The organism is Reinekea blandensis MED297, assembly GCF_000153185.1.
In the GTDB taxonomy this organism is placed as follows: domain Bacteria; phylum Pseudomonadota; class Gammaproteobacteria; order Pseudomonadales; family Natronospirillaceae; genus Reinekea; species Reinekea blandensis.
Genome location: NZ_CH724153.1, coordinates 34251 through 47123 on the forward strand (window position 1 = coordinate 34251; position 12873 = coordinate 47123).

Annotated in this window: 13 protein-coding genes; 10 read left to right on the forward strand and 3 right to left on the reverse strand. The window is 51.0% G+C overall.

The window, feature by feature from the left end:
* Positions 1 to 332: 332 nt before the first annotated feature.
* Positions 333 to 683, reverse strand: a complete 351-nt coding sequence (locus MED297_RS14850; RefSeq protein ID WP_008046339.1) for a rhodanese-like domain-containing protein — start codon at positions 681 to 683, stop codon at positions 333 to 335.
* Between the two features lie 241 nt (positions 684 to 924).
* Here MED297_RS14850 and MED297_RS14855 point away from each other — a divergent pair, with 241 nt between their 5' ends.
* The 8 genes from MED297_RS14855 (at position 925) to galE (ending at position 8893) form a co-directional block, all read left to right on the forward strand.
* A complete protein-coding gene (locus tag MED297_RS14855; protein ID WP_008046340.1) occupies positions 925 to 2037 on the forward strand; it encodes a multiheme c-type cytochrome in 1113 nt (370 codons plus the stop codon).
* Positions 2038 to 2054: 17 nt separating this feature from the next.
* Positions 2055 to 3665 (forward strand): tetrathionate reductase family octaheme c-type cytochrome, encoded by a 1611-nt coding sequence (locus MED297_RS14860; protein WP_161599308.1) that lies wholly within the window; start codon positions 2055 to 2057, stop codon positions 3663 to 3665.
* Positions 3662 to 4321, forward strand: a complete 660-nt coding sequence (locus tag MED297_RS14865; protein WP_040557444.1) for a cytochrome b/b6 domain-containing protein — start codon at positions 3662 to 3664, stop codon at positions 4319 to 4321. Before MED297_RS14860 ends, MED297_RS14865 begins: the two co-directional genes overlap by 4 nt.
* Positions 4322 to 4519: 198 nt before the next feature.
* A complete protein-coding gene (gene thrS, locus MED297_RS14870) occupies positions 4520 to 6451 on the forward strand; it encodes a threonine--tRNA ligase (RefSeq protein ID WP_008046343.1) in 1932 nt (643 codons plus the stop codon).
* Between the two features lie 3 nt (positions 6452 to 6454).
* Positions 6455 to 6994 carry a translation initiation factor IF-3 gene (gene infC, locus MED297_RS14875; RefSeq protein ID WP_083779449.1) on the forward strand — a complete coding sequence of 180 codons (540 nt, stop codon included), beginning with the start codon at positions 6455 to 6457 and terminating at the stop codon, positions 6992 to 6994.
* A gap of 166 nt (positions 6995 to 7160) precedes the next feature.
* On the forward strand, positions 7161 to 7355 hold the full coding sequence (gene rpmI, locus MED297_RS14880; protein WP_008046345.1) for a 50S ribosomal protein L35: 195 nt from the start codon (positions 7161 to 7163) through the stop codon (positions 7353 to 7355).
* Between the two features lie 26 nt (positions 7356 to 7381).
* On the forward strand, positions 7382 to 7738 hold the full coding sequence (gene rplT, locus MED297_RS14885; RefSeq protein ID WP_008046347.1) for a 50S ribosomal protein L20: 357 nt from the start codon (positions 7382 to 7384) through the stop codon (positions 7736 to 7738).
* Between the two features lie 141 nt (positions 7739 to 7879).
* Positions 7880 to 8893: a UDP-glucose 4-epimerase GalE gene (gene galE, locus MED297_RS14890; RefSeq protein ID WP_008046349.1), complete on the forward strand. Its 1014-nt coding sequence runs from the start codon at positions 7880 to 7882 to the stop codon at positions 8891 to 8893.
* A gap of 2 nt (positions 8894 to 8895) precedes the next feature.
* Here the strand turns inward: galE and MED297_RS14895 are convergent, their stop codons facing one another.
* Positions 8896 to 9357 (reverse strand): Fur family transcriptional regulator, encoded by a 462-nt coding sequence (locus MED297_RS14895; RefSeq protein ID WP_008046351.1) that lies wholly within the window; start codon positions 9355 to 9357, stop codon positions 8896 to 8898.
* Positions 9358 to 9464: 107 nt separating this feature from the next.
* Here MED297_RS14895 and MED297_RS14900 point away from each other — a divergent pair, with 107 nt between their 5' ends.
* Entirely contained in the window at positions 9465 to 10493 is a 1029-nt protein-coding gene (locus MED297_RS14900; RefSeq protein WP_008046352.1) for a metal ABC transporter solute-binding protein, Zn/Mn family, read from the forward strand.
* A 95-nt stretch (positions 10494 to 10588) separates the two neighbouring features.
* Here MED297_RS14900 and MED297_RS14905 read toward each other — a convergent pair whose 3' ends face one another.
* Entirely contained in the window at positions 10589 to 12502 is a 1914-nt protein-coding gene (locus MED297_RS14905; protein ID WP_040557446.1) for a VacB/RNase II family 3'-5' exoribonuclease, read from the reverse strand.
* A gap of 174 nt (positions 12503 to 12676) precedes the next feature.
* Here MED297_RS14905 and MED297_RS14910 point away from each other — a divergent pair, with 174 nt between their 5' ends.
* Positions 12677 to 12871, forward strand: a complete 195-nt coding sequence (locus MED297_RS14910; protein ID WP_008046355.1) for a hypothetical protein — start codon at positions 12677 to 12679, stop codon at positions 12869 to 12871.
* Positions 12872 to 12873 lie beyond the last annotated feature (2 nt).

Genomic DNA, 12873 nt, shown 5'->3' on the forward strand with positions numbered 1-12873 from the left:
CGCCGTAATCGAAAGATTTGCGGTTTTTTTTTGTATGTGCAGTTTGAACCGCCGACCTACGGTCGCCGCCGAATGCGGACCGGTTCAAAAAACTCTCGACAAGAGAGTTTTGCCACGAGCGACGATAGGTGCGAAGCCCGAAGGGGCACTAAAATCCCCTAGGATTTCAGTGATGCAATCCGGCCGGAATGTCGCACCACCCAGCTACCAAACAAAAAAAGGAGGTATCTTTCGATACCCCCTTTCTGTTGCGCTTACAACTCGACATTTGATCATTCCAGATTTCTGAAAAACGCGTTTCACAGAAGAAACCAAAACTCGTTATCAGAGGCTCATCCCGATAACTTGCGATATGCGTTCAGTCCGCCGGCAATAAAGTAAGCATTTTCATATCCCATCGCTCGCAGGCTGGCCGCAGACAGCGTGCCTCGATTATTGGCATTGCAATAACACAGTATTTCAGTCGATAGGTCCGGAATCATGCCCTCGATGAGCATTTCCAGTTTGCCCCGGCTTAAATTCCTGGAGCCGGGAATGTGTCCAGCCTGATGTTCGTCGGGGTCCCGGATGTCCAAGGCTACGGCGCCTTCTTTAATACGAGAATCGACTTCAGAAGCCTCGACCGAATCAACTCGTTGGCGGGCTTCGTCGCACATGGACTGAAACTTATCTGTGTATTGCATAATTTTAAAGCTCTCTAATTTAGTTTTTTCTAATTTAACACGGATGCCATGTTTTGTGCAATCTATGATCAGTTCAGTGCTATTGTTTGTTAAACGGATGCTTTTGCGGACAGTTCCTTGACAAATAACCGTACATAAACTGACATAGATCATGTGTATGTATATCGTCAATTTCAGGAGCGGTTAAACTAAAGAGGTACCTGAAATTCGGGCCGAATAAATAACAACAAAGGAGTCAGTTATGGCACCAAGTAACATACTGCGGACAATTGCGGTGTCCTGTTGTCTGTTCATTGCCTCGGTGGCAACGGCAGAAATGAGAGATATCGAAATTCCTTTTTACGACAGCTGGGTCAGTTCACCTCACGCCGATATAACATCAGAAGCGTTCGTGCACTGGGAAGAAGAAGACGACAAATTGGTGCCAGAGAGCTGTGCCGCCTGTCACTCAACGACCGGCCATCTGGATTATCTGGGAGCCGATGGTTCAGAAGCTTACTCCGTCGATGCCAAAGCACCTGGTCTGGAAGGTGTTCAATGTACGGCTTGTCACAACAAAGCAGTCAGTGAAATGACGGAAGTTGTGTTCCCATCAGGCAAGGTCGTTGAGCGCTTTGAATCAGATGCACGCTGCATGGATTGTCACCAGGGTCGAGCATCCGGCAACGCGGTTGATGAAATGATTACGGCAGCTGGCGTTGACGACGATACTGTTCATCAGGATCTTAAGTTCCTGAACGTGCACTACAGTGCAGCGGCTGCGACCCGTTTTGGTACTGAAGCCGGCGGCGGCTATGAATATGAAGGCATGGATTACAACGGTCTGCATTATCATGACGATTTCGCGACTCAGTGTAATGACTGCCACAGTCCTCACCGTACCACCGTAAAGGCTGATATCTGTGTGGAATGTCACGAAGATACCGGTGCTGAAAATCAATGGGCGTTCATCCGTTCAGACGAAACAATCGGTGACTTTGATGCCAACGGTGCAGAAGAAGGCATTAAAACTGAGATCGAAAACCTGCACGGCATCCTGTATCAAGCGATCCTTGATTACTCTGCGGATGTTTTAGGTAAGCCGGTTATTTACGATTCGCACGCTTATCCATATTTCTTCAATGACACCAATGGAAACGGTGAAGTTGATCAGGGCGAAGCTATTTATCCGAACGCCTATAAATCCTGGAGCCCTCGATTGGCACAGGCGGCCTATAACTACCAGTTTGTGGCGAAAGACCACGGTGGTTGGGCGCATAATGGCCAATACATCCTGCAGCTGTTGCATGACAGTGTTCAGGACTTGGGTGAAAAAGTCAGTGTACCAGCCGTAGAGCGACCAGAAGTCTATTAATGATGAGTGTTGATCTGATGAGTAAGCTGCTTCCCGGTAACGGGAAGCAGCTTTTTGCATGTTTCGTGTTCAGTGTGTTCGCAGGCGGAGTCTGGGCGTCTAATATGACGGCCGATCACAGCCAGTTCGAAGCGCTGCAACAGCCATTTACCGATGTTGAAGACATCAATGTCGCCTGTGTCAGTTGTCATAACCAGGCAGAAGAGCAGTTACATGACACAGTGCATTGGCAGTGGACATTTCCTCTCGAAGGTGAGGCCGAAGACGGTGATGAACAGTTAGGCAAGCTTCACGTTCTGAATGGGTATCATCCGAATGTGGTTTCCAACGCCTCAGATTGTGGCAGCTGTCATATTGGTTATGGTCTGTCCAGTCGGGTGTCGGATGTCATTCAGGAAGCCGCGGTCGATTGTCTGATGTGTCATGACACTTCCGGTGAATACTTTTATAACAAGTTTCACCAGGACGGCGCCGAATGCACCATGTGTCATGACGACGCCGGGGAAGCCAACAAAGATCGGGTGAAAGACGAAGGCGAGCGCTTTACGCTTGGCCTGACTGAGATTGCCCAATCGGTGGGTGCCACCTCAGTCGCTTCGTGCGGTAGTTGTCACTTTTACGATGGTGGTGCCGACGGTGCCAAACATGGTGATCTGGACAGCGCTCTGATCGGTGCCGAGTTTGAAATGGACGTGCACATGAGTCCGGACGGTGCCAACCTGAGCTGCAGTGATTGCCACCAGTCGGACAACCACAAGCTGGCCGGCAGCCGTTATGAATCACTCAGTCCGATCGACACCCAGGGCGTCAGCGCACTGGAAGGCTCCCGCGCAACCTGTGTGTCCTGTCATGGCGATCGACCAATGCATGACGAGAAGCTCAATGATCACACCGATGTGGTTGCTTGTCAGGCGTGTCACATTCCTGCTTACGCCCGTAATGGGATATCAACCAAAACCTCATGGGACTGGTCAACGGCTGAGAAACGGGATCGCCGACGTCGTCCAATCGCCAGTTACGATGAAGACGGAAACGTCATCTTCGCCAGTGGTAAAGGTGATATGACCTACGGCGACGATCTGACACCGATGTACCAGTGGCACGATGGTAAGCTCGACTATGCCACCGTTGGTGAAACTATCGATCCGGCCCAGTTGACACCGTTGAACCCATCGCAGGCCGTGCGTGACGGTGAAGCCAAAATCTTCCCGTTTCATCAGTTCACTTCCCGCTTGCCGTACGACGTTGAGACAAATCAACTGCTACCAATCAATCTGGTTGGCCGCAGCCGGGATGCGCTCTGGAATGGTTATGATTGGGAAAAAGCACTGAAAGCCGGTGCTCGGGCCGCCGACGTTGAGTTTTCCGGCGAGTATGACTTTGCCGATGTGCAAACCATTCGGGCACTAAACCACACCGTTGCGCCCAAAGAGCAGGCGTTGCAGTGTGTTGATTGTCACTCTGAGAATGGCCTGATGGCCGCCGTTCCCAATGTGTATGTACCGGGAAGTGGGCAACATAGCTGGTTGGATCGGTTTGGTGGACTGGCCATGCTGGCAGCGTTCTTTGGTGTGCTGATGCATGGTGCATTGCGCTGGTTCTTTAATCGACGGAGGAGACAGTCATGAGCGGTAAAACAAGACGTTTAGTGCTTTTCCGTGGCTACGAGCGATTCTGGCACTGGTCGCAGGCGGTACTGATGATCGGTATGGCCCTGACCGGTTTTGAGATTCGCGGCACCTACACGCTGTTTGGTTTTGAGACAGCCATTGATCTTCATGTTTATTCAGCATGGGCATTAATTGTGTTGTGGGTGTTCACGATCTTCTGGCATTTAACCACCGGTGAGTTCCGGCATTATCTGCCGCGCACGGAAGGGGTCGTTAAGCAGATTGAGTACTATGTCCGAGGGATCTTTCTGGGTGACCCGGCTCCATTTCATCCCAGCGAAAAAGCAAAACATAATCCGCTACAGCGGCTAGCCTATCTGGCGCTGAAAGCATTTATGATTCCGCTGATTTGGGTGACCGGGTTGTTGTACTTGTTTTACAACGACTGGGTCACAACCTGGCTCGTGGATCTGGGACTGACGCTAGAGATCGTGGCGATTCTGCATGTGATTGCCGCATTTTTAATGCTGCTGTTCCTGATTGCCCACCTGTATCTCATCACCACGGGTGAAACCATTGGTCAGCATATGAAGGCCATGATTACCGGTTGGGAAGATGTACCGGTAGACGACCATCATGACACCCCCAAAGCCGGGTCATCCGAGAAAAGCTGATACCGGTCCTCTCAGCCACGCCTGACCGCATTGTTGTCAGGCGTGGCTGTGTTATCATTCCCCGTTCGGGCCCGATGGCTCGTCAGCAACGTTTTGTACGGTCCTGTGGTAAGGGTAGGCAAGGCGTTGTGAATAATCTGAAAACTTAAATGTCCAACATGTGACCCTTGGTAGGGGCCACCACTGAAGGAGTGCAGCATGCCTGTTATTACTCTGCCTGACGGCTCAAAACGCGAATTTGATCAACCCGTATCCATTATGCAAATTGCCGAGGACATTGGTCCTGGCCTGGCTCGTAATACCTTAGCCGGTCGCATCAATGGTGAGCGCGTAGATGCCTGTGACCTGGTCACAGCCGACAGCAACATCGAGATTATCACCCCGAAAGACGACGACGGTCTGGAAATTATCCGTCATTCGTGTGCGCACCTGTTAGGTCACGCGATCAAGCAACTGTATCCAGACGTTAAAATGGCGATTGGTCCGACCATTGAAAACGGCTTCTATTACGATGTGGATATGGAACACCGGCTGACAGAAGACGATTTGGCGGAACTTGAAAAGCGCATGCTGCAACTGGCCAAAACGAACTATGACGTCGTTAAGAAGTCTGTGAGCTGGCAGGAAGCTCACGATGTCTTTGTTAACCGCGGTGAACCTTACAAGCAGGAAATCCTGGAACAGAACATCGCGAAGAGTGATCAGCCCGGGCTGTATCACCACGAAGAATACATCGATATGTGCCGTGGACCGCACGTCCCGAACATGAAGTTCTGCCACCATTTTAAATTGATGCGCATTTCGGGCGCCTATTGGCGTGGCGACAGCAGTAACAAACAGCTGCAGCGTATCTATGGCACTGCCTGGGCCGATAAGAAGCAGCTGAAAGCGCATCTGCTTTTTTTAGAAGAGGCCGCAAAACGAGATCATCGTAAAATCGGTAAAAAACTGGATCTCTTCCATCTGCAGGAAGATGCTCCAGGTATGGTGTTCTGGCATCCGAACGGCTGGACCATGTATCAGGTTATTGAACAATACATGCGCCGGAAACAGCATCAGCACGGTTACCAGGAAATCAAAACTCCGATGGTGGTGGACCGTTCACTGTGGGAAAAGTCCGGTCACTGGGACAAATTTGGTGATGACATGTTTACTACCCACAGCGAGTCACGGGACAATGCCATTAAGCCGATGAACTGTCCGTGTCACGTGCAGGTTTTCAATCAAGGGCTGAAAAGCTATCGGGATTTGCCGTTGCGATTGGCTGAGTTCGGCAGCTGTCACCGGAACGAAGCCTCAGGCGCGTTGCACGGTATTATGCGGGTTCGTGGCTTTGTGCAGGATGATGCCCACATCTTCTGTACTGAAGGGCAGATTCAGAGCGAAGTGGCCAGTTTCATTGGCATGCTGGAAGAGGTATATCACGATTTCGGCTTTGACGACTATATTCTGAAACTGTCTACCCGTCCTGAGCAGCGAGTTGGGTCCGACGAGGACTGGGATCGGGCCGAAGAGGCGTTATCAGAAGCCTTGAATGCAACTGGAAAAGAATGGGCTATTCTGCCTGGCGAAGGGGCCTTTTATGGGCCCAAAATTGAGTTTACCCTGAAAGATAGCCTTGGCCGACTATGGCAGTGCGGGACGATTCAGGTGGATTTCTCAATGCCAGGACGTTTGGACGCTCAATATGTCGATGAACATGGTGAGCGACAGACGCCGGTCATGTTGCACCGGGCGATTGTCGGCTCATTTGAACGATTTTTAGGTATTCTGATTGAGCAGTATGCTGGCGCGATGCCGCCTTGGCTGGCTCCGGTTCAGGCCATGGTGCTCAATATTACCGACGCTCAGGCCGAAACTGCGCAAAATATCGTGAAAAACCTTGAAAATCAGGGCTTTCGGGCCAAAGCTGACTTGAGAAATGAGAAGATCGGCTTTAAAATCCGCGAGCACACGATTCAGCGTATACCGTATTTGCTGGTGGTCGGCGATAAAGAAGTCGAAAACGGCACGGTAGCGGTCAGAACCCGCGAAGGACAAGACCTCGGGGTCATGACGCTAGCTGAGTTCAGCGATCGTATTCAGAGTGACATCGCTCTGAAAGGTCGCACCAACGAGAATGGAGAGTAGATTATAAAACGTAACGCAAAGGCGGGTGTAAAAAAGAACCGTCACGTCATTAATGACCAGATTGAAGCTTCTGAAGTCCGTTTGATTTCTGCGGATGGTGAGCAGCTCGGTATCGTCCCATTGCGTGAGGCGATCGAGAAAGCCCAGGAGGCCGGACTCGACCTCGTACAGATTTCCAATGCAGATCCCGTGGTCGCAAAAATCATGGATCTGGGCAAAAAGCTGTACGAAGAGAAAAAAGCCAAGGCCGCTGCGAAGAAGAAGCAGTCTCAGGTGCAGGTTAAGGAAGTCAAGTTCCGACCAAACACCGACATTGGTGACTACAACGTGAAGTTGCGTAATCTGTCTCGCTTTCTTGAGGAAGGTAACAAGGCCAAGGTGACGCTTCGCTTCCGCGGTCGTGAAATGGCGCACCAAGAGCTCGGCATGGAGCTTTTGAAGCGCGTAGAGACCGATCTGGAGGACATTGCTCAGGTCGAGTTGCGTCCCAAGATGGAAGGTCGCCAGCTGACCATGGTTCTGGCCCCAACCAAGAAAAAGTAATTTGCACTGAACAGTGCGAATCCGGGCGGTTTCGTCCGGTTTAAGTGAGGCGACCTAACGAGGTCGCCTTTGTATTGATGGCAACCGTTAGCTTCTCAGGCCTTTGTTGTTTATGCATCAACGCCGGAATGCAACGCGGTAACAGAAGTAAATCTGGAGATTGAAAATGCCTAAAATGAAGAGCAATTCTGGCGCGAAGAAGCGTTTTAAGCGTACTGCGAACGGCTTTAAGCACAAGCAGTCGTTCCGTAGCCACATCCTGACTAAGAAAAGCAGCAAGCGTATCCGTCAATTGCGCGGAATGCTGCAAGTTGCTGATGCAGACAAGCCGCTTGTTAAGCGCATGCTGCCTTACATCTAACCGATATTCTTACAGGAGATTAAATTATGGCACGTGTTAAACGCGGTGTGATCGCTCGTCGTCGTCACAAAAAAGTTCTTAAGCAAGCTAAAGGTTATTATGGTGCACGTTCACGTGTATTCCGCGTAGCCAAACAGGCGGTTATCAAAGCGGGTCAGTACGCTTATCGTGACCGTCGTCAGCGTAAGCGTCAGTTCCGCGCTCTGTGGATCGCTCGTATCAACGCTGAAGCTCGCGTAAACGGCTTGTCTTACAGCAAGTTCATCAACGGTCTGAAAAAGGCCGATGTTGAAATTGACCGTAAGGTGCTGGCTGATATCGCTGTTCATGACAAGTCTGCATTTGCAGCTATTGCTGAACAGGCTAAAGCGTCTCTGGCGTAATTGTCAGATGCTGTTAAAAACCCGCCCTAAGGCGGGTTTTTTATGCCTGAGAGGTTTGTTTTAAGTTTTTGAGCAAAAAGACCCTTGTGTTGAAAACGTTTTCAAATATAGTATGAGCGGCTCACAACCAAGGAGAATGTTATGACCGTTTTAGTGACAGGTGGTGCAGGTTATATCGGCAGTCATACCTGTGTCGAATTGCTGGAGGCAGGCAAGGATGTGCTGGTTCTAGACAACTTTTCCAACAGTTCAGCGGAGCCGCTGAAACGTGTTGAGGCACTTACCGGCCAGCCTGTTCGTTTAATCGAAGGGGACATCCGCGATCGGGCTCTGTTGGATAAAGTATTTAGTGACGAAAACATTGAGTCGGTGGTGCATTTTGCCGGGCTCAAGGCGGTGGGTGAGAGTACCGAGATTCCACTCGACTACTTTGAAAACAACGTAGCGGGTTCTCTTACACTGTTACAGGCCATGAAAGCCGCTGGCGTCTTTCAGTTTGTCTTTTCTTCATCGGCGACGGTCTATGGGGACCCCCATACCGTTCCGATTCAGGAAAGTTTTCCGCTTCAGGTGACCAATCCCTACGGACGCACCAAATTAATGGTCGAAGACATTTGCCGGGACCTTGCAGCCTCCGATGAGCGCTGGTCGATTGCGCTGTTGCGTTATTTTAATCCGGCTGGAGCGCACCCGAGCGGTCGTATTGGCGAGCAGCCGAACGGTATTCCAAATAATCTGGTGCCCTATATCACGCAAGTGGCCATCGGGCAGCGCGATAAATTGTCTGTCTTTGGTGACGACTACAACACCCCAGACGGTACCGGGGTTCGGGATTATCTGCACGTAGTCGACTTGGCGGTGGGCCACCTGAAGGCACTCGAAAAGGTTGCGAAGAAAACCGGGTGTATCGCTTATAACCTTGGTACCGGGCAAGGCTATTCGGTTCTGGATATGGTTAAAGCCTTTGAAAAGGCCTCCGGAAAAGACGTACCTTACCAGATTACGCCCCGGCGTCCGGGCGATATCGCCTGCTGTTATGCCGATCCGGCTTTTGCTGAATCTGAGATAGGCTGGAAGGCGGAAAAAGGCCTGGATGAAATGATGGCTGATTCCTGGCGTTGGCAGAGTCAGAACCCGAATGGGTTTGAAAACTGACTTTACTCAGTCGCCTCTGCGCATGCCGCGCAGAGGCACTTGAGTTCCAACTGGGCTTCGCGCAGTGAATAGCCTGCCGAATCAACACTTTCGCGTAACGCGTCAAACACTTCTTTTTTTATACCCACTTCTTTGACTTGATGGCAGCGCTCGCAGATCAGAAACTGTGGTACCTGATGGGCGTGATTGCAGGTGCTGTGCGCGCAGCTGACAAACTTGTTTTCCGAAGTCAGTTTATGAGCCAGGTTGTTTTCGGTCAGAAAGTCGAGCATGCGATAAACCGACATCGCCGGGATCGCCTGACCAAACGAATCCTTGAAACGATCGGCCAGTTCATAGGCTGAAAGCGGAGTATCCGATGCCAACAACAGCGAAAACAGATGTCGTCGCTTAGGGGTCAGTTTTAGGCCGGCTCTCGTGGAAGCCTGATCTGCCTGTTGCAACGCATCATCAAGTTGATTCATAAATTACGGCTGTCTCCAAGTAAGGGCTTATTATCTCTGTTTTGTTGTCAAAGATAAATGATATGATATATCATTAATTAAATTTGATTCTATTTAAGGCACTCAAGATGAACCGTTTTGGTCAAGGATTATTCGCTTCCGGGCTTATGTTGCTCTCCGCATACACACTGTCTCACGAGCGGGTGGAGGTCATCGCCAGCTTTAGTATTCTTGGCGACATGATCGAGCAGATTGGTCAGGAGCACGTCGCAGTGACTTCGTTGGTGGGCATTAACGAAGATCCTCATGTCTATTCGCCAACACCGAGAGAGGTTCGGAAGGTCCAGAGTGCCGATCTCGTGGTTTTAAATGGCCTGGGTTTTGAGGGTTGGATGACCCGTTTACTGGAAGCGTCAGAGTATAAAGGGATATCGTTGTTGGTCGCCGAAGGGGTCATGACGGATCATGGAAGCGAGCTCGACGTTCATGAAGACGAACATGAACACGAACATGACAGTGTTGATGATCACAGTCACGAGGATCACGAGGATCACGAGGATCATGATGAGGCGCATGAGCAAGGACGTCATGAAGAACACGACGGGCTGGAGCACGAACACGATCATGGCGGTATCGACCCCCATGCCTGGCACAGTGCGTTAGCCGGACGTGAGTACTTCCACCACATCACCGAGGCGTTGATTGCTCTGTTGCCGGAGCACAAAGCTGAGTTTGAGCAACGCGAACGCGAGGTTTTGGCGCAGCTATCCGCCTTAGACCAGAAAATGAAAGTGGGCCTGGAGGCCGTGCCGGAGTCGAAGCGTGTATTAATTACCGTTCACAGCGGGTTTCGGTATCTTGAACAAGCCTATGGTATTGAAATGCTTTCGCCTGCCGGTTTAACGACCGCGGGTGATGTGTCCGCCCGGGATGTTGCTGATGTGGTTCGGTTTATTAAAGACAATCAGGTGCAGGCGATTTTTGCCGAAAACATCACGGATAATCGTCTGATTACGCAGGTTGCCAAAGAAGCCGGGATTCCCGTGTTTGGTGAACTTTACTCCGGTGCACTGTCGGACGCATCCGGCCCGGCAGCAACCTATCTTGAAATGTTGACCTATAACTACGATCAGATACTCAATGCTCTTCAGCAATAAGTTGTTCAAAACAGTCCATTGAGACCGTTTTGACAACGAAAAAGCCGCGAGACCATAGGTGCTCGCGGCTTTTTTTGTAATGTTTGTTCAGTCCATCAGCCGTCGTCTTCAACGATCTCAAGCTTGAGTTGCTCAGCTGAGACACTGGCAATCTTGACAGTCACTTCCTGTTCCAGCTGATACTGAAATTCTTCAAACTTTAACATCATGCGCAACGGATCGTAGCTGAACTCGTCTTTGCGTTTACGTAAGTCAACCTGACCCACGGCACCGCAATCGTCCAGTCGGACCATCAGGTTGTTTGCATTCAAATGCACAATGGTTCCGCGGTAAGTCTGCTCCGGTTGTTGTGACAGCCATTGATAGCGCAGTCGGTTTTCAATTTTCTGTGCGGCAAAACGGGAGACATTACCGCGTTCGTTCAGCAACGAAAGTGCGTGGTCGATGTCTGGCAGTGCCCGGCTGGCTAACTTAGCTTTGATCAGGCGGTGCATGCACAGATCGGAGTATTTGCGAATGGGTGAAGTGACATTGGTATAGCGCGACAAACCCAGACCAAAGTGTGGTTGGGCTTCTCGACTCCAGAAACCGCGGTCAAACCGCTTCTGCAGCACCGCGTACAATGGAAAGTCGATGGTCTGTGAGGCGGCCATAATTTTACGGAAGTCCGCCAGATCATGGCCATTCAGTTCGGCGACATCCGGTGTGTAGTCGCGTAACAGGCCTTTAAGTTCAGTTTCACGATCCGGCTTAAAGCCAAGGTGGCACATGAACAGACCGGGTTGATCCTGTAACCACTGTGCGGATTGGTAGTTGGTGACAATCATCGCTTCTTCAACCAGAGCCCGCGCAGGGTTCTTATGTTCCTGAACGATGTCCGTCACCTGAAAGTGGTCGTCTACTCGAATCCGATAATCGACCCGGTCTTTCATGGGATTGGCGTTTTTGCGTCTCCAGCTTGCTAGTGCTTGGGTGGCGTCGTTCAGCGCTTGCAGGTTTTCCTGGTGAGACTCGGGTATCGCGTTGTTTTCGAACCAATGAGCAACGTCGTCGTAAGCAAGTTTGGCTTGGCTGCGCACTGTTGCCGGAAAAATCTCAAAATCGCTGACATTGCCGTCACGATCGATCTGCATTTGAAAAATCATGGCCGGTCGGGTTTCGTCTGGAACCAGAGACATCGCTGAGTCCGCCAGTATCTCGGGCAGCATTGGCAGCGTCAGACCGGGCAAGTAGGTTGTGGTCAGCCGTTTCTGAGCCGCTTTGTCCAGTTCTGAGTCCAGTGGTATATAGGCCGACGCATCGGCAATGGCTACAGACAGTTGCCAACCGTTCTCAGTCGGGCGGGCAAAAAGGGCGTCATCCATGTCTTTAGTGGAGGCGGCATCGATGGTCACAAACGGTAGATCCGTTAAGTCCTGACGCGAAGGGTCTGTTTCTGGTCCGGCCTCAGCCAGCGCTTTTGCCTGCTTCAGCTCAGCATCGCTGAACGCCTCCGGAATGCCCTGTTCGGCGAGGGCAACGCTGTACCAGGATCGGTTGTTGTCAGCACTCCCCAGGCTTTTCAGCACTTCAGCCTGTGCTTTGCCCGTGTCCCACGGGTGTCGGACAACTTTAGCGCGGACCAGGTCTTTATTATTCGCATGGCTCGTTTGCTTAGGCGGAACAAACAGCCAGCCACCGAAGGCGGAATCGAACGGTTCTACGCCCTGAGCTTTGCCGCGAACAAAGAAAACCCCGTTGAACTCGTCAAGGGGACTGCGGATGAGTTCTTCAAGCTCGGCTTTGGTCTTGCCGTCATCCTGATCAACGATGGTAAAGCGAACCTCGTCGCCCGGAAAAACCCGGCTCATTTCGTCTGGAGGGAGAAAATGCTCACTGCCGTCGGCGGCGTTCACAACAAAACCGAATTTTTTGCCAGTGCCTTTAACGGTCCCTTCATAGAGGGTTTTGGCAGCTTTAATGTCGGATTTCAGGGACTGAAGGACAGCCAGTGACTTATCATCGAGCATGAAGTTTCTCTGAACGGGTAAATCGGCCATTATACGCAGGTGCCTGGCTGAACCAATGGTTTCAGGGGAAATTCGTTATCGGTACAGGCCAATGACCCCAGTACATCTCTCTCCAGATAACCACAGAGCCATGCTACCATCCGTTCTGTTTTAAACACTCAGGATTACGAAGCCATGGCAGAAGTGCGATCGTTAACGGCGTTCCGAAAAGCTCAGCGAAAGCAGAAAGCGGCCGGTAAAACACTCTGTCGTAGCGGGCGCCATAAGTGGCGGTTGGATCAGGCGTCACAGTTCGACTCTAAGTCCGGCAAGTTAGTGAATCGCTACGTCTGCGAGCACTGCGGCAAGGTGAAAGTGCGCGCCGAATAGTC

Coding starts and splice junctions, on each gene's coding strand:
- MED297_RS14910 (WP_008046355.1), top strand. CDS start 12,677: ATGGCAGAAGTGCGATCGTTAACGGCGTTCCGAAAAGCTCAGCGAAAG.
- MED297_RS14905 (WP_040557446.1), bottom strand. CDS start 12,502: ATGCTCGATGATAAGTCACTGGCTGTCCTTCAGTCCCTGAAATCCGAC.
- MED297_RS14895 (WP_008046351.1), bottom strand. CDS start 9,357: ATGAATCAACTTGATGATGCGTTGCAACAGGCAGATCAGGCTTCCACG.
- MED297_RS14850 (WP_008046339.1), bottom strand. CDS start 683: ATGCAATACACAGATAAGTTTCAGTCCATGTGCGACGAAGCCCGCCAA.
- MED297_RS14860 (WP_161599308.1), top strand. CDS start 2,055: ATGAGTAAGCTGCTTCCCGGTAACGGGAAGCAGCTTTTTGCATGTTTC.
- galE (WP_008046349.1), top strand. CDS start 7,880: ATGACCGTTTTAGTGACAGGTGGTGCAGGTTATATCGGCAGTCATACC.
- thrS (WP_008046343.1), top strand. CDS start 4,520: ATGCCTGTTATTACTCTGCCTGACGGCTCAAAACGCGAATTTGATCAA.
- MED297_RS14865 (WP_040557444.1), top strand. CDS start 3,662: ATGAGCGGTAAAACAAGACGTTTAGTGCTTTTCCGTGGCTACGAGCGA.
- rpmI (WP_008046345.1), top strand. CDS start 7,161: ATGCCTAAAATGAAGAGCAATTCTGGCGCGAAGAAGCGTTTTAAGCGT.
- MED297_RS14855 (WP_008046340.1), top strand. CDS start 925: ATGGCACCAAGTAACATACTGCGGACAATTGCGGTGTCCTGTTGTCTG.
- MED297_RS14900 (WP_008046352.1), top strand. CDS start 9,465: ATGAACCGTTTTGGTCAAGGATTATTCGCTTCCGGGCTTATGTTGCTC.
- rplT (WP_008046347.1), top strand. CDS start 7,382: ATGGCACGTGTTAAACGCGGTGTGATCGCTCGTCGTCGTCACAAAAAA.